Origin of the sequence: Candidatus Microbacterium colombiense (assembly GCA_029203165.1) — a bacterium.
In the GTDB taxonomy this organism is placed as follows: Bacteria; Actinomycetota; Actinomycetes; order Actinomycetales; family Microbacteriaceae; genus Microbacterium; species Microbacterium colombiense.
This window is the reverse complement of sequence record CP119308.1, coordinates 272990-290708: the sequence shown is the minus strand read 5'-3', so window position 1 is coordinate 290708 and position 17719 is coordinate 272990. Positions and strand designations below refer to the sequence as shown.

General features: G+C 68.0%; 14 protein-coding genes. 5 read left to right on the top strand and 9 right to left on the bottom strand.

Features of this window, described 5'->3' with window-relative positions; genetic code table 11:
- The first annotated feature begins 36 nt into the window (after positions 1–36).
- Positions 37–1485: a sugar porter family MFS transporter gene (locus tag P0Y60_01550; GenBank protein ID WEK61475.1), complete on the top strand. Its 1449-nt coding sequence runs from the start codon at positions 37–39 to the stop codon at positions 1483–1485.
- A gap of 9 nt (positions 1486–1494) precedes the next feature.
- Positions 1495–1830: a tryptophan synthase subunit alpha gene (locus P0Y60_01545; protein WEK61474.1), complete on the top strand. Its 336-nt coding sequence runs from the start codon at positions 1495–1497 to the stop codon at positions 1828–1830.
- A gap of 214 nt (positions 1831–2044) precedes the next feature.
- Here P0Y60_01545 and trxA read toward each other — a convergent pair whose 3' ends face one another.
- The 4 genes from trxA to P0Y60_01525 form a co-directional block, all read right to left on the bottom strand.
- Positions 2045–2368 (bottom strand): thioredoxin, encoded by a 324-nt coding sequence (gene trxA, locus P0Y60_01540; protein ID WEK61473.1) that lies wholly within the window; start codon positions 2366–2368, stop codon positions 2045–2047.
- Positions 2369–2434: 66 nt separating this feature from the next.
- A complete protein-coding gene (gene trxB / locus P0Y60_01535) occupies positions 2435–3409 on the bottom strand; it encodes a thioredoxin-disulfide reductase (GenBank protein ID WEK61472.1) in 975 nt (324 codons plus the stop codon).
- A 130-nt stretch (positions 3410–3539) separates the two neighbouring features.
- Positions 3540–5174, bottom strand: coding sequence for a murein biosynthesis integral membrane protein MurJ (murJ, locus tag P0Y60_01530; GenBank protein ID WEK61471.1), 1635 nt, complete (start codon positions 5172–5174; stop codon positions 3540–3542).
- Positions 5167–7323 carry a DUF6049 family protein gene (locus P0Y60_01525; GenBank protein ID WEK61470.1) on the bottom strand — a complete coding sequence of 719 codons (2157 nt, stop codon included), beginning with the start codon at positions 7321–7323 and terminating at the stop codon, positions 5167–5169. The genes murJ and P0Y60_01525 overlap by 8 nt, the downstream gene beginning before the upstream one ends.
- Before the next feature lie 106 nt (positions 7324–7429).
- Here P0Y60_01525 and P0Y60_01520 point away from each other — a divergent pair, with 106 nt between their 5' ends.
- The 3 genes from P0Y60_01520 (at position 7430) to P0Y60_01510 (ending at position 12067) form a co-directional block, all read left to right on the top strand.
- Positions 7430–8929 carry a methyltransferase gene (locus P0Y60_01520; GenBank protein ID WEK61469.1) on the top strand — a complete coding sequence of 500 codons (1500 nt, stop codon included), beginning with the start codon at positions 7430–7432 and terminating at the stop codon, positions 8927–8929.
- Positions 8930–8958: 29 nt separating this feature from the next.
- A complete protein-coding gene (locus P0Y60_01515) occupies positions 8959–10014 on the top strand; it encodes an LLM class flavin-dependent oxidoreductase (protein WEK61468.1) in 1056 nt (351 codons plus the stop codon).
- Positions 10015–10111: 97 nt separating this feature from the next.
- The gene (locus tag P0Y60_01510) at positions 10112–12067 is read left to right on the top strand and encodes a carboxypeptidase regulatory-like domain-containing protein (protein ID WEK61467.1); all 1956 of its coding nucleotides are present in this window, start codon (positions 10112–10114) and stop codon (positions 12065–12067) included.
- A 47-nt stretch (positions 12068–12114) separates the two neighbouring features.
- Here the strand turns inward: P0Y60_01510 and P0Y60_01505 are convergent, their stop codons facing one another.
- From P0Y60_01505 to P0Y60_01485, 5 genes are all read right to left on the bottom strand, one after another.
- Complete coding sequence (locus P0Y60_01505) at positions 12115–13860, bottom strand: alkaline phosphatase family protein (protein WEK61466.1); 1746 nt, start codon at positions 13858–13860, stop codon at positions 12115–12117.
- Between the two features lie 93 nt (positions 13861–13953).
- Positions 13954–14997 (bottom strand): ABC transporter ATP-binding protein, encoded by a 1044-nt coding sequence (locus tag P0Y60_01500; protein WEK61465.1) that lies wholly within the window; start codon positions 14995–14997, stop codon positions 13954–13956.
- Positions 14997–15797: an ABC transporter permease gene (locus P0Y60_01495; protein WEK61464.1), complete on the bottom strand. Its 801-nt coding sequence runs from the start codon at positions 15795–15797 to the stop codon at positions 14997–14999. The genes P0Y60_01500 and P0Y60_01495 overlap by 1 nt, the downstream gene beginning before the upstream one ends.
- A gap of 2 nt (positions 15798–15799) precedes the next feature.
- Positions 15800–16627 (bottom strand): ABC transporter permease, encoded by an 828-nt coding sequence (locus P0Y60_01490; GenBank protein ID WEK61463.1) that lies wholly within the window; start codon positions 16625–16627, stop codon positions 15800–15802.
- Positions 16624–17706, bottom strand: a complete 1083-nt coding sequence (locus P0Y60_01485) for a polyamine ABC transporter substrate-binding protein (protein WEK61462.1) — start codon at positions 17704–17706, stop codon at positions 16624–16626. Before P0Y60_01485 ends, P0Y60_01490 begins: the two co-directional genes overlap by 4 nt.
- Positions 17707–17719: the final 13 nt, after the last annotated feature.

Genomic DNA, 17719 nt, shown 5'->3' with positions numbered 1-17719 from the left:
CTAGACTCGCGTCTACACGACGTCGGGGAGGACATCATGTCGGCCACACCATCGGGTTCCGCTCTGAGGGGCCGCGTGATCGCGATCAGCATCGCTGCTGCGCTCGGCGGCTTCCTCTTCGGTTTCGACACCGCCGTGATCAACGGCGCCGTCGATGCTCTCGCCGGATCGGCATCCGGATTCGATCTGGGCGTCGGGCTCAAAGGCTTCGCGGTCTCGTCGGCCCTGATCGGCTGCGCGGTCGGTGCGTGGTTCGCGGGGCCTCTGGCCAACAAGTACGGGCGCATCCCGATCATGGTGGTCGCAGCGGTGCTCTTCCTGCTGTCGTCCATCGGGTCGGGCCTGGCATTCAGTGTCGTCGACCTCATCATCTGGCGAGTGGTCGGCGGACTCGGTGTGGGAGCCGCGTCGGTCATCGCCCCGGCCTACATCGCGGAGGTCTCGCCGGCGCACATGCGCGGACGCCTGGGATCCTTGCTGCAGTTGGCGATCGTCACCGGCATCTTCGTGGCGCTCCTCTCCGACGCGATGCTGGCGGATGTCGCAGGTGGCGCTGCGGAGCCGCTGTGGGGCCTCTACGCATGGCGATGGATGTTCATCGCCGAGGCGATCCCCGCGGTCGTCTACGGCATCATGGCGCTGCGCCTCCCCGAGTCTCCGCGCTACCTCGTCGCGAAGGGGCAACTCGACAAGGCATCCGAGGTGCTGACGGCTGTCACCGGAACGGTCGATGTCGACGCGAAGATCAAGGAGATCACCGGCACGATCAACACCGAACGTGGGGAGTCGTTGCGCGACCTCCGTGGCAATAGATTCGGGCTGAAACCGATCGTGTGGGTCGGCATCCTGCTCTCCGTGTTCCAGCAGTTCGTCGGCATCAACGTGATCTTCTACTACTCCACGACGCTCTGGCAGTCCGTCGGATTCGGCGAATCCCAAGCGCTCACCATCACGGTGATCACGTCGGTGACAAACATCGTCGTCACGATCGTCGCGATCCTGCTTGTCGATCGCGTCGGCCGACGCATCATGCTGCTCGTCGGCTCGGTGGGCATGACGGTCTCGCTGGGATTGATGGCGCTGGCCTTCTCGTTCGGCACGCTCGACTCGGCTGGCGCGGTGACCCTCCCCGACCCCTGGTCGACGGTGGCCCTCATCTGCGCCAATGCTTTCGTCGTGTTCTTCGGCGCGACGTGGGGACCGTTGGTCTGGGTGCTGCTGGGAGAGATGTTCCCCAACTCCATCCGTGCCGGCGCACTCGCGGTCGCCGCGGCGGCTCAATGGGCGGCGAACTTCTTCATCTCGACGACCTTCCCCGCGTTCGCGCAGATCGGCCTCCCGTTCGCCTACGGGTTCTACGCCTTCTTCGCCCTGCTGTCGTTCTTCTTCGTGTACTTCCAGGTCGCCGAGACCAAGGGCAAAGAGCTGGAGGAGATGAGCGACGAGGTCACCGTGCAGCGCCGACCACGTCGCTCGCGCGCGTAGGCTGGAGGCATGACCGAGTCCGTCCCGCGCCGCGCCAGCCTGGAAGTGCTGCGCGCTGAAGCGGCCGACGAGCTGGCGGTCATCGTGCAGGAGCGGCTGCTCGGGGGAGAGGATCCGTGGGAGTTCATGGAGGAGCTCCCCAGCGTCGACGAGCTCGTGGTCTACCTTCTGCGGGCCGACAACATCACCGCGAACGACGGCGTGCGGCCGAATGAAGCCCGCCACTACCGGGTTCTTCGGCAGATCGCGCTGGAATACCCCGATCTGACGAACGCGGTGTGGGGTCTGCTCGACGAGAAGCAGCGCTATCGACGCTGGGACCCCTCGGTCGCCGACGCATCCTGATCCATTCCGGACTCGCTTCCCCTCTTCGGTCCCCGCGACCGGCGACGATTCGCCGAGGAGATGACGATTCGCGGAGCAATCGCCCCAAAACCTCGGCGAATCGTCACAGTCTCGGCGAATCGTCGCGACGTATGCCGGGGGAAACGACGTATGCCGGGGAATGACGAAGGCCGCCGCCTCCCGGAGGAGACGACGGCCTGTGCGTGTCAGGAGATCAGCCGATGAAGGCGGCGAGGTCCTTCTCGAGCGCGAACTTGGGCTTGGCGCCGATGATGGTCGTCTTGACCTCACCACCACTGAAGACCTTCATCGCCGGGATCGACGTGATCTGGTACTTCATCGCCAGCTCGGGATTCTCATCCACGTTCAGCTTGAGGATGGTGATCTTGTCGGGGTTGTCGGCCTGGATCTCGTCCAGCACCGGGGCGACCATGCGACACGGGCCGCACCACTCCGCCCAGAAGTCCACCAGCACGGGACCGTCGGCCTGCAGAACGTCCTGTTCCCAGGTCGCCTGGCTCGTAGCCTTTGCACTCATCAGAGTTCTCCTTGATTCGAGGTTCGCCTGCTACAACAGCAGACGAGGTGAAACTGTTCCCGCCGACTAGGCGGTGAGGATCTCGGCGGCCTCGGCTGCCGGGAACTCGACCGAGGCGTCGTCAAAATCCGCGAGGAAGTGCTCCGCGTCGAGAGCCGCGACCGTTCCCGAGCCGGCAGCCGTGATCGCCTGGCGGTAGGTGGGGTCGATCACGTCGCCCGCAGCGAAGACGCCGGGGACCGAGGTCTTCGACGAGCGGCCGTCGACCCAGATCGTGCCCTCGGCCGTGAGCGTCAGCTTGTCGTGCACCAGGTGGGTGCGCGGGTCGTTGCCGATCGCGATGAAGACACCGTCGAGGGTCAGGTCGCTCAGCGTGCCGTCGACCGTGGAGCGCAGCTGCACGCCGGTGACAGAATCGCCACCGAGCACCTCGGCGACCTCGCTGTTCCACACGAACTCGATCTTCTCGTTCGCGAATGCACGCTCCTGCATGATCTTCGAGGCGCGCAGGGAGTCCTTGCGGTGGATGACGTAGACCTTCTCCGCGAAACGCGTGAGGAAGGTCGCCTCCTCCATTGCCGAGTCGCCGCCGCCGACGACCGCGATCGTCTTCTCACGGAAGAAGAAACCGTCGCACGTGGCGCACCACGAGACGCCGTAGCCGGAAAGACGCTCTTCGCCCTCGATGCCGAGCTTGCGATATGCCGAACCCGTCGCGTAGATGAGCGACTGGGTCTCGTGCTCTGCACCGCTGCCGAGGATGACCTTCTTGACGGGGCCGTCGAGCTGGAGCTCGATGACGTCGTCATAGACGACCTCGGTGCCGAACTTCTCGGCCTGTTCCTGGAACTTGGCCATGAGCTCGGGGCCCTGGATACCCTCGGGGAACCCCGGGTAGTTCTCGACCTCGGTGGTGTTCATTAGCTCGCCGCCGACCTCGACCGAGCTCGCGATGAGCAGCGGCTTGAGGTTCGCTCGGGCCGCGTAGATGGCAGCCGTGAATCCGGCGGGGCCGGAGCCGATGATGATGACCTGACGCATGTGCTCTCCGTCTTAGAAACTGCAGTCGAATGACCTTCGAGTGCTTCAACCCATGGTAGCCGCGAGGCATTCCCTCACCAGGGTCTCGCGCCGCGCTGTGAGACGCCTCAACGGCGGGATCAGCGACCGGTCAGCGACCGGGCAGGAAGCGCCGTACGAGGGAGCCGGCGACCGTGAGTTCGGGGGCGCGCATCAGAGCGAGGATGCCGATGTAGACGACGACCACGACCAGGCCGATGAGGGCTGTGCCGATGGCGCCGAGGAGTTGGCCTCCGACCATCCATCCGTCTGCGGCACCGGCGAGCACGTAGACGCCCCATCCCGCGAACCCGGCCGGGATGCCGGCCACGGCGAAGCGTGCGATCGTCAGCAGCCAGGATGTGACCTGCAGTCCGCCAAGTCTGCGGTGCAGCAGCCACGTGGCCACGAGCGTCTGGACCGTCGTCGCGATCGATTGACCGAGAGCGATCGCGGCGGCGAGTGAGGTGAGAGGGATCACTCCGGCCTCGAGCAGACCCCACGCCGCCAGGGTGGTCGCGACGATCAGCACGCACTGGAAGATCGTGAACCAGAACGGCGTGCGCGTGTCGTCGTAGGCATAGAACGTGCGCTGCACGATGAAGAGGATGGTCAGCGGGATCAGGCTCAGCAGGTAGCAGAGCAGCACCAGAGAAGCGGACTGGGCGGCATCGGCTGCCGTGACCCCCTCGGCATCCTTGGTGAAGACCCGCGATGCGGGAACAGCCGCCGCCGCGACCGCAGCCACCGCCGCGACGATGAAGAAGAGGAGAGTCCGGATGCTGCGAGAGATGTCGGCACGCACCTCGCCATCGCGTCCAGCCGCCGCGTGCTCGCTGATCTGCGTGAAGTAGGGCGTTCCGATCGAGAGCACGATCACGGAGTAGGGCAGCATGAAGATCAGCCAGGCGTTCGCCGTGACCGTCGCCGAAGCTCCCGCGCCGGCCGCCTCGCTGACGATGAATCCCTGCAGCATCCCGGCGGCGAGGCTCGCGAACGCCATCAGGAACGTCCACCCCGCGAGGCGCCCCACGGTGCCGAGCCCGACGCCGCGCCAACGGAAGTCAGGCTTGAGGGCGAGTCCGGTTCGGCGCCAGAACACCAGCAGGATGACGGCCTGGAGCGCGATGCCCAGGGTCGCCGTGCCACCGAGGGTGTTGATCATGGCCGGCGTCCACTCCGCGGCATTCGTCGATACCGGAGCGAACACCGCGCCCAGGATCAGGAAGCCGATGATGGAGACGATGTTGTTGACGACAGGAGCCCACGTGAACGGGCCGAAGATGCGTCGAGCGTTGAGAGCTTCGCCCAGCAGTGCGTAGAGACCGTAGAGCAGGATCTGGGGGAGACACCAGTACGCGAGGGCCGTCGCGAGCGCGATGATCTCGGGGGTCGCCTTCCCCGCGGCCAGATGCACCAACCAGGGTGCCGCGGCCGTCGCGACTCCGGTGACCGCGACCAGGACCACGGTGCCCAACGTGAAGAGCTTCGAGATGAAGGCGTTGCCTCCGTCGGCATCCGCCGTCGCCTTCACGATCTGCGGCACGATGACGGCCGTGAGGATGCCCACAGAGATCAGCGAGAATACACTGTTGGGCAGCTGGTTCGCGAAGGTGAAGGCATCAGCGGGGCCGGACTTGTACGAGCCGATGACGCCGACCAGCACGATGCTGCGCAGCAGACCCGTGACGCGCGACACCATGGTGCCCGCGCCGATGATGGCGCTCGCGCGACCGAGGCTACTCATTCTGCTTCTCGGGCGAGAGGGTGTCCGGGGCGTCGTTCACAGCATCCTCTTCCTGCACACTCGCCTCGTTCCGTCGGCGCCGCACGGTGCGCCACACGCCGAGGCCGATGAGCACGACGATGAGTCCGCCGAAGACGGCGAGCCCGATCGTCTCCCATTCGGCGCGGACGGCGACGCGTACGCTGTCGGTGCCGCCGATGGGCACGCCCGTAGGGCTCGACAGGCTGAGTCGCAGGGTGAGCTCGCCGCTGCCGACGCGGGCGGCGACGGGCACCTTGACGCGCGTGCTCGAGTTGGCGGGCACCACGGCTTCGGTGACGGGCTCGACGTCCAGGCGGAGGTCGGTCGGGATCACCGTCAGGCGCACGGTCACGGGCCAGGGCAGGTCGTTGCGCACCCGGAAGGGGAGGTCTGCCGCGGCGGTGAGGAGCTGGATGGTGCTCGACGGCGGGATGCTCACGGCCGCGAGAGTCTCGCGGGTCGCGGCACGATGCTCGGTGACCCCGTCGAGGAATGACGAGGCGCGCACACCCACGGCGAGGGTGCGGAGCATCCGGATGCGCTCCGGGCTCAGCAGCACCTGCGAGTCGGCGAGGATCGTGGAGAAGCTGCCGAGCGCACGCTCGTCGGCGAGCAGATCCGTGACCGCGGCCGCGCGAGAGGTGTCGGGTTCGGCGGTGAGCTTCACCGCGGTCGCGGCCGTGGCCCGCAGCTCGGGCAGACCGAATCCCATCGTGTCGGCGGTGGAGATCGCATCGCGCAGGGCATCGGCATCGCGCGTCTCGTCACGGTCGAGCCCGACCAGCAGCGGCACCCCCGGAGCCTTCGTCGCCGCGAGATAGAGGTGTGCGCTCGCTGCCGCGAGCCACCGCTGCCGGGTGACGGAACTCGTGGAGTTCGCCGCACGCGTCAGGGCGTCGGATGCCGCGTCGTCGGTGATCAGGAGTTCGGAGCCCCCGGCCGTGCCGTGAGCGGCGGTCGCGTCGCCGACACTGCTCGAGGGGACGACGGTGATCGCCGGGCCGTCGAGATAGGTGTCGAAGGTCTTCAGGTCGGCCTGGGTGACATCGCCGCTGGGCCACAGGATGCCCTCCTGCGCGCCGTCGAGGGCGGAGAGCTCCGCATCATCGGGAAGTGCCGGAGCGTCGGTGGGAGCCGGCGTGGGGGACTCGTCGGATGCCGGGCCGTTCGTCGCGGTCGGGGTGGCGGGGGTGGACGGGAAATTGCGGGGGTCGAGGAACGGCGACAGCGTGGTCGGCTGTAGGGGCGCCGGCAGCTTCGCGTGCGCCTGCGCGGTTGCATCCGCGTCTGCGAACTGGAGGGAGAATCGGTCGTTCGGGAGGTCGTCGAGTCGGCTGAGCCAGTCGGTCGCCGACGCCGGAGCCGCGGTGCCCAGCACCCGGATCGCCGCCAGGATCGCCGGATCGATCGCGAGGATCGCCGCGGTGCCGACGATGCCGTCGAGCTGGGCGGTGAGGGCGCCGTCCTCTGCCGTGAGCGCGGAGAGCTCGTCAGCGGTGAGCAGAGCGCCATCGGTGGCGGTGGCGGTGATCGGCACGAGCACGCCGACCTTCGCGCTCTGGCCCGTCGTGACCACGAGCACGCTCGTGGCGGAGGCATCGCGGTCGACCAGGTCGTCTGCCTCGGCGGTGCCGGTGTCGGCTCCGTCCAGCTCGGCGCGCAGCGGATAGACGCCGGGCTTGATGGTGCCGAGGGCCTCGTTCGGGATGGAGATCGTCGTCGTCTCCTCCTCGCCGGCATTCACCTCCGTGGTCGACTCCGACCCGAGTGAGGAGAACTGCCCCGCTGCCTCGCCGTCGTCGAGCCAGCTCGTGACGGCGGCATCGTCGGCGAGCGGCGTGCGATTGATCTCGACCTGCACCCGACCGCTCGACAGGGTGGAGTCCGTGTCGTTCTGCACGGTCACGATGGCCGTGGTCGAACCGTTCGGCGATACGGTGCCGCGGGCACCGGCGGAGACATGGATCTCGACGGTCTTCTCATCGCCCGCTTCGGCGTCGGTTGCCGCGATCGCACCCGTCGGGGCGACGAACCCACAGGCACCGAGAGCGATCGCGAAGACCGCGGTCCTGCGCGTGAGCCGCAGGAGGCGCGCGCGGAGGCCGGTTTCGGGGGTGATCGCGGTCATGAAGGTCTTCCTCGAACGCCCGGGATGGGGCTGATCGTGAGTACTGACCTTGTGATTCTAGGAGGCCGGAGGAAGGAGAACCCTGAAGACGCGTAGAGTGACGGCCGTGTCCGACACCCCCGCACCCGTTCCCGAGCCCGTGCAGTGCGCTGCTTTCGCCGCCGATCTCGACGCCGCCGACCTCCGATCAGAGCCTCTGCGGCGGCTGTGGGGAGAAGAGGCCGACGATGCCCTGGCCCGGGGGATGCGCGAACCGATCCTTCGCGCCATCGCCGGCGACACCGGGGTGCTGGCGACGCTCGGCCGACTGTTCGTGCTCGGCATGCCGCAGCCGGTGCCGACGGTCGCCACCGCGCTTCCGCGCCTGGGAATCGACGGACTCGTCTCGCTCGGACTCGCGGTGGCGGATGCCGACACCGTGAGCCCCGTCGCCCTGCTCCGGCCGCAGTCGTTCGTCGATGCCGACGGCGTGGGGGAATGGTGGATCGCGAGCGATCTGGATGAGGTCGCGCTCGACGGTGCGCTCCCGGCCGATCACGTGCTGGGGGTCGGCGGGGCTTCGCGCACGCTCGCGGAGATCGTCGTGCCCATCGAGGTGGACCGCGCCCTCGACCTCGGCACCGGGTGCGGCATCCAGGCACTGCTCGTCGCTCGTCGGGCGGGAACCGTGATCGCGACCGACATCTCGGCGCGGGCGCTCGCGTATGCCGAGATGAACGCCCTCATCAACGGTGTCGGGAACATCGAGTTCCGCCGGGGGAGCATGTTCGAGCCTGTCGAGGGCGAGGCTTTCGACCTGATCGTGTCGAATCCCCCGTTCGTCATCACCCCGCGCGGCGAGCATGTGCCGGAGTACGAGTACCGCGACGGGGGACTGGTGGGTGACGCGCTGGTCGAGCTCTTCGTGCGCACGGCACCGATGTTCCTCACCGCGGGCGGCATCGCGCAGTTGCTCGGCAATTGGGAGTCGCGCGCCGGCGTGACAGGTCTCGCTCGCCTCGAGGCCTGGGTGCCGACCGATCTCGACCTGTGGGTGGTCGAGCGCGAACAGCTCACCCCGTTGGCGTACGCGGAGCTGTGGATCCGCGACGGTGGCACCACCCCGCGCGACGCGGCCTTCACCCCGCTGCTGACCGCCTGGCTCGACGACTTCGCCGCGCGCGACGTGTCGTCGATCGGCTTCGGCTATGTGCTGCTGCGCCGAGGCGTCGGTACGCCCCTCCGGCGTACCGAACGGCTCGCACAGCACGTCTCGGGGGTCGGAGAGGCACTGGGCACCGGCCTGCACGGGCATGATCTGCTCGACGGCGGCATCCCGGCGACGCTGATCACGGCGTCCGATGTCACCGAGGCGCGCCACCTGTTGCCCGGCAATGACGACCCGAGCGTGATCGAACTGCGCCAGGGCGGCGGCTTCGCGCGCACCATCAACGTCGACCCCGCGCTCGCCGCATTCGTCGGCGCCTGTGATGGGGAGCTCACCGTCGGTCAGATCGCCGCGGCGCTCGCGGACCTGTTCGAGGTGCCTCTCGCGGATCTCTGGGCGGAGATGGAGCCGCGCATCCGGGCTCTTGTGCTCGACGGCTTCCTGGTGCCGGCGGAATAGTTCGCGGCATCCATTCGTTCGCATAGATCATGAAGGCTTTCGGATTCCTCTCTTTCGGGCACTACGCCGATGTGCAGGGCTCGGCGACCCGCACGGCGGGCGACATGCTGAAGCAGACCATCGCGATCGCCGAGGGTGCCGATGAGATCGGTGTCAACGGCGCCTCGGTGCGTGTGCACCACTGGGCACGCCAGGCGGCGTCGCCCATGCCGCTGCTGGCCGCGATGGCTGCACGCACGCAGCGCATCGAGGTCGGCACCGGTGTCATCGACATGCGCTACGAGAACCCGCTGCAGTTCGCGGAGGAGGCGGCTGCGCTCGATCTGATCGCCGACGGACGCATCGCGCTCGGCGTGAGCCGTGGGTCACCCGAGACGGCTCTGCGCGGGTACGAGACCTTCGGCTACCTCGACCAGGAGGATCCGGAGCGCGGTGGCGTCCTCGCCAGAGAGAAGTTCGACATCTTCCTGCGGGCGATCGACGGTGAGGGACTCGCTCCCGGCGACCCGCGGATGGTGGGTGCCGGCCGGTACCTCGCGATCGAGCCGCAGTCGCCGACGCTGCGTGATCACATCTGGTGGGGATCCGGCTCGCGCGCGACCGCCGAGGAGACCGGGCGCAAGGGGCTCAACATGATGAGTTCCACGCTCGTGACCGAGGCGACCGGGCAGCCGTTCCACGAGTTGCAGCGTGAACAGATCGACCTGTTCCGGACCGCGTACAAGGATGCCGGTCACACCGGTGCTCCACGCGTCTCGGTGAGTCGTAGCGTGTTCCCGCTGATCTCCGACATGGACCGCGCCTACTTCGGGCTGCGCAGTGAGGAGAACGGCGACCAGATCGGTGTGATCGACGGCTTCCGCTCGACGTTCGGTAAGACCTACGCGGCAGAGCCTGATGTGCTGATCGAACAGCTGAAGAAGGATGAGGCCGTGATGTCGGCCGACACCCTGATGCTGACGATCCCGAATCAGCTGGGTGTCGACTACAACCTGCATGTGCTCCAGGCGTTCGCCGAGCACGTGGCTCCCGCCCTGGGGTGGAAGCCGAACACGGAGGGCGCCGTGCAGGGCTACGCGATCTGATCTCCCGGGCCGGGTACCGAGGTGCCCGGCCCGGGTCCACGGGGTCGACTCCATATCCATCCTGTGGCATTCCGGTATACCGGAGTAGCCTGTGCGCATGCGTGCGCGTGGCAAGGGCACTCTCGTCGGAGCAGTCGTGGTACTGACGGCGGCTCTGCTCGCCGCGCCCGCGTCGGCGGCCACCACCACCACCTGGGCGACCTGGCAGCCCTTGACGGGCACGGGCGGCGCCTACACGACCACCGTCGCCATCGCCGCACAACCGGCCGTGACGGCGACGATGACGAGCGACTCCCGCGCCGGCCAGGTGGGTGTGATCTCCGGGGCATCCGTGTGGTTGGCGCAGGGCACGCCCGTCGGGGCGAAGTACGGTTCGAGCCTGAATCAGCCCTACCTGAACCTGCGGCCCAAGGCGGACAACGCGTCGAGCCCGTCGACCACGACCTACTCATTCCCCGCACCGACGCCCGCGTCGGGGTGGGCCTTCGTGTTGGGCGACATCGACGCCGATGCGGTGCGCATCCACGCGATCGGTGCCGACGGGCAGGTACTCACCGCGGCCGAGCTCGGCTTCCAGGGCGGGTTCAACTACTGTGCCCCCGGAATCGTGGGAAAGCCCTCCTGCACAGGCGCCGCGGATGACGTGCCCGTCTGGAACCCGGCGACACTCACCCTCACCGGCAACGCGGCTGCGGCCGACACCAGTGGCGCGGCCGCCTGGTTCGAGCCGAACGTGCCGATCCGTTCCCTCAGCGTCGTCTTCACCCGTCGCGCCGGGTTCCCGGTGTACCAGACCTGGTTCGCCTCCCTGACCCGTGACATCACGGGTACCGTCACCGATGTGGTCGACGGCCCGCTCGAGGGCGTCGCGCTGACTCTGGTCGACGCCAACGGCACGGTCGTCGGCACGAGCACGACCGGCATCGACGGCTCCTACGCGTTCCCCGGGTTCGTCGCGACCGACGGATACCTCGTGCGCGTGAGCCCTCCGGCCGGGAAGATCGCGACGGGAGCGACCGTGCAGGCCGCCGACCTCACGGATGCGGATGCCGTCGCCGACTTCACCGTGCGCGACATCGTGCCTGTCGCAGTCTCGGGGCAGGTCACCGACGACGACGGAGACCCTGTGCCGGGCGTGACAGTGACGATCGACGGCCAGACCGCGACCACCGATGCCGATGGGCGCTACCTGTTCGATTCGGTTCCGGTGGGCACGCACACCGCGACGATCACCGCCCCTCCTGGATACACGATCACCGATGCTCCTGCGCCGTTCACGATTCCCGCCGACAGCGAGGTTCCCATCGAGAACATCGACTTCGAGCTGGCCGAGAACCCCGCACTGAGCGGTACGGTGACGTCGAACGGCAGCGGCGTGGCGGGAGTCACCGTCACGGCGAGCGGTGCGGGAGGCACCCGCAGCACGGTGACCGATGCGAACGGCACCTACTCGTTCCCACGACTGTCGGCGGGAGACTACGACATCACGATCACGACTCCGGGCGGCTACGTCGCCGACGGACCCGTCACCCGCGCCGAGGCGGTGGGTGCGGATGACATCGACGACGTGGACTTCGCGCTCGCGCGCCTGGGTGCTTTCGACGGTGTCGTGCGCACCGCCGGCGGCGATCCGGTCGGTGGAGTCGGCATCCGGATCACGGGTCCGACAGGGCCACAGCAGCAGACGACCGATGCCGACGGATCATTCGGGCTCGGTGCCCTCCCGCCGGGTACGTACACGCTCACGGTGGTCGCGCCGGACGGGACGACGATCGTCGGCCCCGCGACGCGCACCGTGGTGATCACGGCTGCGGGTGAGGCGGTCGCGGATCAGGACTTCACGCTCTCGGCCGTGGTGGTCACGCCGAGCCCGACTCCGACACCGACCGACACCGCGAGTCCGACCCCCGGCGTCGGCGCCGGCGGCGGTCCGCTCGCCGGTACCGGACTCGGACCCGAGACGTTCGCGTGGGCCGCCGCCGGCGGGGTCGTGCTCATCCTCGGTGCAACGCTGCTGATCGTGTCGCGCCGGCGGCGTTCGAAGCGGGAGTGATCCGGCGCTGGGCGCCGCGGTCGAACGGGGCGGTCAGCGGTCAGCGGTCAGCCCTTCGGCGGTCCGAAGAGCTCCTCGCCGTGTTCGTGCAGCAGGCGGTAGGCGTCGGCGAAGGTCTCGGGCTCCGGCTCGTCCGGACGGCCATAACGTGCGATCAGCAACCCCAGTAGTCCGCGGGCAGGGGGAGTGAGCGGCCTCTCCTGATCCTTCTCGCCGGGGTGGGGTGGATTCTGCTCGGGATTCGGCGGCGTGTAGGCGGGGGTCGTGATCGGCCAGTCGGCGGGATGCCGCGGCTGGGTGAGGTTCACGACGTTCATGAGCGTGTTGGCCGACTGGTCGCGGTCGTTCAGCGGCTTCAGCCCGTGCAGGCGCGAGAGCGTGGCTGTGACGGAGCCGTGGTGCATCTCGTCGTGGATGATCGAGCCGCGCCGCGTGTACGCCGATACCGCGATCGCCGGCACGCGGCATCCGAGTCGGTCGAACGTGAAACCCATCTCGCCCGCACCGGTGTCGGGAGTCGGTTTCGTGGCGGAGGGAGGCGGCACGTGGTCGTAGCATCCGCCGTGCTCGTCGAAGGTGATCAGCAGCAGGGTGTTGACGGCGTTCGAGCCCCTCGGCGAGGCGCTGGTGCGCACGGCCTCGTAGATGTCGTGGATGAGTCGATCGCCCGCGCGCACATCGGAGATCGCGCTGTCGAACACGTCGGAGCCGTCGACCGCGCTCTCCCGCACCGAACCGAACGGGGGGTGGAAGTCGTTGTGGTCGTAGACCATGCGCGGCTCGATGAACGCGTAGGCGGGGAGGGTGCCGTTCTTCGAGTCGGCGTAGAAGTCCTCCATCGTGCCGAAGTGCTCGGTGCGCCAGTACTTCTCGAGCACCGCGGCGTGCAGCATCCCCGTGAACGAGACGAGCTGGATCTTGTCGATGTAGACCTTCCACGAGACGCCCGCGTCTTCGAGCCGGTTGAACACCGTCGGGGCGGCGGGAGCGTCGAGCCACTTGCGGTACCCGCCGCCGGCCTGATTGGTCACGAAGCCGTGCGAGGTCGAGGCATGGAAGAACGAGCGGTTGCAGAAGGTCTGGGAGGGCACTCCGGCGTACCAGTGGTCGAACACCGCGAACTCGGCGGCGAGGGTCGACAGCACCGGCAGCATCTCGGGCGAGAACGAGCCCATGATGTGTCTGGTCTCGTCGATCGACGGTTCGACGCCCCTGCGAAGTCGGCGCAGGTTGACGTGGTAGTCGGTGAGGAACCCCGCCATGGTCGGTTTCGTGCCGTGCGCGGGAGCATTGAACGGCGCGTGCATGCCGTCGACGTAGAGGTCGGCGTTGGATGCCGGGTCGATCGTGTCGAAGAGCTGCGTGTTGACGTGCGGGTACTCCTCGCCCGGATCCGGGTCGGGAAGGCTCATGATGCGGTCGGTGTCTCCCCCGTGCACATGCGCGGGTACGATGGTGCCGTCGGGCGCGGTGTTGCTGTGGTCGCCGAACGCGAGTCCGTCGAAGGTCTCGCCGCTGGGGAGGGTGTCTTTCGCGTACAGGTAGCCGAGCAGGTTGTCGAAGGAGCGGTTCTCGCCCATCACGACGACGACATGGTCGAAGCCGGGCTCCTTACGGGGGGTGAGGGCGGCGAACGGATCGGGCTCGGTGGCGAAGCCGCGGCGGTCGTTCGCGGCCATACCGGCGCCGATCGCTGCACCTCCCGCCCCGCCGACCACGGCGCCGGCGAGGGCGGCGCCGCCCATCTTGAGGAATCCTCGGCGTGAGGTGTCGGAGTGCTCGTCGGCGGTCACGCCCCGATCCTACGACCGAGGATGGCGAGGCCGCAGGGTTCGGCGTCCCAGGACGGCGCTCGCGGCCGGGGGTCAGGCAACCCGACCCGGGGGTCAGGCAGCCGCGATCCAGAGGACCGCGCCGTCACGCCAGCCGAGGCCGGCGGTGCCGAGGGCGATCGGGGCCTCGTGCCGTGGACGCACCACGCGCAGCCGGCGACCGGCGAGCTCGACGATGTAGACGATGTCGGCACCGCGGTAGACGTGCGTGACGACCTCGACGGCCACGGGCGCATCGCTGCCCACGGCGGGAGACAGTCGCAGATCCTCCTGGCGCAGCACGACCTCGCCGACCCCGTCAGGGCCTTCGGCGGTCAGCGGTACCTGGATCGCCGTGCCGTCCAAAGTGGCAGTCGCGCCCGCGCGCGTCGCAGGGAGCAGGTTCGCCGCGCCGATGAAGTCGGCCGCGAAGGGGGTGCGCGGGGCGCCGTACAGATCGGCGGGCGCACCCTCCTGCTCGATGACGCCGGCGTTCATGAGCACGATCCGGTCGGACAGGCTCATCGCCTCCTCCTGATCGTGCGTGACGAATACCGTGGTCAGGCCGAGTGTGCGGTGCAGCTCCTTCAGCTCGACCTGCATGTCTTCGCGCAGACGGGCATCGAGGTTCGACAGCGGCTCGTCGAGCAGCAGCACCCGCGGCTCGAAGGCGATGGCGCGGGCGAGTGCGACACGTTGCTGCTGACCGCCGGAGAGTTGCGCCGGCATCCGATCGGCGAGGTGACCCATCTGCACCCGCTCGAGCGCGCGAACGGCGAGTTCCTTCTGCTCTGCCTTCGACTTCTCGCCGGACATCCGCAGGCCGAAACGCACGTTCTCGACCACGCTCATGTGCGGGAAGAGCGCGTAGCTCTGGAACATCATGCCCAGGTGGCGCTTCTCGGGCGGGAGCTTGGTGACGTCCTGCCCTGCGATCTCGATGGTGCCGCCGCTCGGCGACTCCAACCCCGCGATGCAGCGGAGGAGTGTCGTCTTGCCGCACCCGGACGGGCCGAGCAGGGAGACGAACTCCCCCGACTGCATCGAGAGGTCGATGCCTTTGAGCACCGACGTTCCCTTGAAGTCCTTGGTGAGTGAGGTGATGGTGAGTGTTGTCATCAGACGAACAACCTTCCCAGGCCGATGATGCGTTCGAGCACGATCATGAGGACGACGGTGAGCAGGACCATGAGGGTCGAGACTGCCGCCACGGTGGGCGACGTGCTGAACTCCAGCTGGCCGTAGATGGCGATGGGCAGGGTCTCCAGCTGCGGAGTGCGCAGGAAGAGGGCGATGACCGCATCGTCGAAGGAGATGTTGAAGGCGAAGAACGCGCCGGCGGCGATGCCGGGGCGGGCGATCGGGAGCACCACCAGGCGGTAGCGGTTCCAGGCGCTGGCGCCCAGCGTGCGGGCGGCCTCTTCGGTGAAGTGGTCGGCCCTGGTCATGACGCCCGTGACGGTGCGCATGACGTAGGGGATCGCGATGACCACGTGGATGGCGATCAGCACCCCGACGTTCGGTGCCCCGATCGTGAGAGAGGAGATCGAGAGGGCCCCGATCGCGAGGATGATCGTGGGGATCGTCAGGGGCGACATCAGCAGACCCTGGATGGCGGCGCCGCCCGGAACCTTGAACCGGGTGAGCGCGAGGGCGGCTGCGGTGCCGATGGATGCGGCGACGATCGCCACCGTGATGCCGACCATGAGGCTCAACCGGAAGGGCTCGAGATAGGTGTCGGAGGTGAGTGCCTCGACGTACCAGTCGAGCGTGAAGCCCTGGCCGGGGAACGTCAGGAAGCGGTTCTCGCCCACGGATGCGCCGGCGACGACCATGAGGGGGACGAGCATGTACAGCGTCACGACGACGCCGAGCACGATGGCGAGGACCCTGCCGAGGATCGGAACGGAACGGACCATGGTCACACCTTCTGCTTCCCGAGTCGGGATGTCGCTGCGAGCACGAGCATGACGCCGGCGAACAGCAGCACGGCCTGCGCGGCCGCGAACGACCAGTCGAGGTTGGTGGTCGCGTCGACATAGATCGTCTGGGCGAACACGGGGATCTGCGCCCCGCCGATGAAGCGCGGGGTGATGAACGAGCTCACCGAGAGGACGAAGACGAGCGAGGCACCGGCGACGATGCCGGGGACGGCGAGGGGGAGGACGACGTGCCGGAGGGTGCGCCAGAAGCCGGCGCCGAGCGTGCGCGATGCCTCCTCCAGCTGCGGAGTGATGCCGGAGATGACGCCGAGGATGCTCAGCACGGCGAACGGCAGGAGCACCTGCACCATCGCGATCACGACACCGGTCTCGGTGCCGAGGAAGCCCTGGGTGCCGCCGACGAGGAACTCGGCGCCGGGGATCTTCATCAGCAGACCGGACGGGCCCATCAGCACCACCCATCCGAACGTGCGGACGACGACGCTGGTCATGAGCGGCAGGATGACGACGATCAGGAGGAAGGAGCGCACCTTCGATCCGGCACGCGCCATCACGTACGACAGGGGGATGGCCAGGACGAGGGTGATGACCGTCTGGATCACCCCCAGGCGGAGCGAACGCAGCGCCGCCTGGAGGTGATATTCACTCGTGAACAACCGGGTGAAGTTGTCGAGGGTGAACCCGCCTGCCGACGATTGCACGCTCATGAGGAGCATGCCAGCCACCGGGGTGATGAAGGCGAGCGTGAGCAGCACGATCGCCGGCAGGAGCAGGAGCCAGGGCTCCCTACGGGTTCGGACGCTCATTTGGTGATCAGCGCATTCCACTCGTCGGTCCAGGACTGACGGTCGGCCGCGATGTCGCCGGGCGCGTAGACCACCACGTTGTCCAGCTCGTCACCGGTCAGCACCGCATCCGCGGCGTCGCCCGAGAGCTCGGCCTTGGTGTTCACCGGGGAGTACCGCATGTTCTCCGCGAAGACGGTCTGCGCTTCGGGGCGCAGCTCGAAGTCGATGAAGAGCTTGGCGAGCTCCGGGTTGTCGCGACCCTCGACCACGTTCGCCGTGATGAGGGATGCCGTGGCCCCCTCCTCCGGAACGATGAACTCGACCGGCAGCCCTGCGTCCTGCAGCGTGCCGGCGTAGTCCATCGCGTAGGGAGCGATCCAGGTCGCGCGCTGGGCGAACGCGGTCTGCAGATCGGGCGAGGTGGGGACGACGATCGCGTCACCGGACGATGCCAGGGCACCGAGGTCGGCGATCGCCTGGGACGGGTCCTCGATGCCGCCGCCGAGTGCGTCGGCGACACGGAGCATCGAGAGCACTCCGTACGTGTTCGAGAAGTCCGTGAGCGCGACATGCCCTGCATAGGCCTCGTCGAACAGATCGAGCCACGAGGTGGGAGCGGGGGCATCCGCCTCGGTGTTGTAGACGAGCCCGATCGGGGCGAGTTGGATGACGGGTCCTTCGCCCCGCTCAAGACCGGCGGTCGCGAGGTCGATGAGGTCACCGGACTCCGAGAGCTCGTCGGCAGCGATCGGGGCGATGAGCCCGTCCTTGGCCGCGGTGAACTCCTGGCCGCCGGAGAAGTGCACGACGTCGATCTGCGGGCTCGCCTTCTGGGCGGTGACCTGCGCGAGGGCGTCGGCGCTGTACAGCGTGATCAGTTCGACCTTCGCACCGGTCTCCTCCTCGAAGGGATCGACGACGGCCTCGATGAAGGCCTTCTCCCAGTCGCCACCGAACGAGGTGACGACGATGGTCTCGCCGGCGAACTCCTTGTCGCCTCCTGATGCTGCGCTGTCATCACCGGCTGAACAACTGGCGAGGACGAGGGCACCGGCGGCGACGAGCGCTCCGGTCGTGAGAATTCTTCGGGTATTCATGCACTGCTCCTTC

Coding starts and splice junctions, on each gene's coding strand:
- P0Y60_01550 (WEK61475.1), top strand. CDS start 37: ATGTCGGCCACACCATCGGGTTCCGCTCTGAGGGGCCGCGTGATCGCG.
- P0Y60_01545 (WEK61474.1), top strand. CDS start 1,495: ATGACCGAGTCCGTCCCGCGCCGCGCCAGCCTGGAAGTGCTGCGCGCT.
- trxA (WEK61473.1), bottom strand. CDS start 2,368: ATGAGTGCAAAGGCTACGAGCCAGGCGACCTGGGAACAGGACGTTCTG.
- trxB (WEK61472.1), bottom strand. CDS start 3,409: ATGCGTCAGGTCATCATCATCGGCTCCGGCCCCGCCGGATTCACGGCT.
- murJ (WEK61471.1), bottom strand. CDS start 5,174: ATGAGTAGCCTCGGTCGCGCGAGCGCCATCATCGGCGCGGGCACCATG.
- P0Y60_01525 (WEK61470.1), bottom strand. CDS start 7,323: ATGACCGCGATCACCCCCGAAACCGGCCTCCGCGCGCGCCTCCTGCGG.
- P0Y60_01515 (WEK61468.1), top strand. CDS start 8,959: ATGAAGGCTTTCGGATTCCTCTCTTTCGGGCACTACGCCGATGTGCAG.
- P0Y60_01510 (WEK61467.1), top strand. CDS start 10,112: ATGCGTGCGCGTGGCAAGGGCACTCTCGTCGGAGCAGTCGTGGTACTG.
- P0Y60_01500 (WEK61465.1), bottom strand. CDS start 14,997: ATGACAACACTCACCATCACCTCACTCACCAAGGACTTCAAGGGAACG.
- P0Y60_01495 (WEK61464.1), bottom strand. CDS start 15,797: ATGGTCCGTTCCGTTCCGATCCTCGGCAGGGTCCTCGCCATCGTGCTC.
- P0Y60_01490 (WEK61463.1), bottom strand. CDS start 16,627: ATGAGCGTCCGAACCCGTAGGGAGCCCTGGCTCCTGCTCCTGCCGGCG.
- P0Y60_01485 (WEK61462.1), bottom strand. CDS start 17,706: ATGAATACCCGAAGAATTCTCACGACCGGAGCGCTCGTCGCCGCCGGT.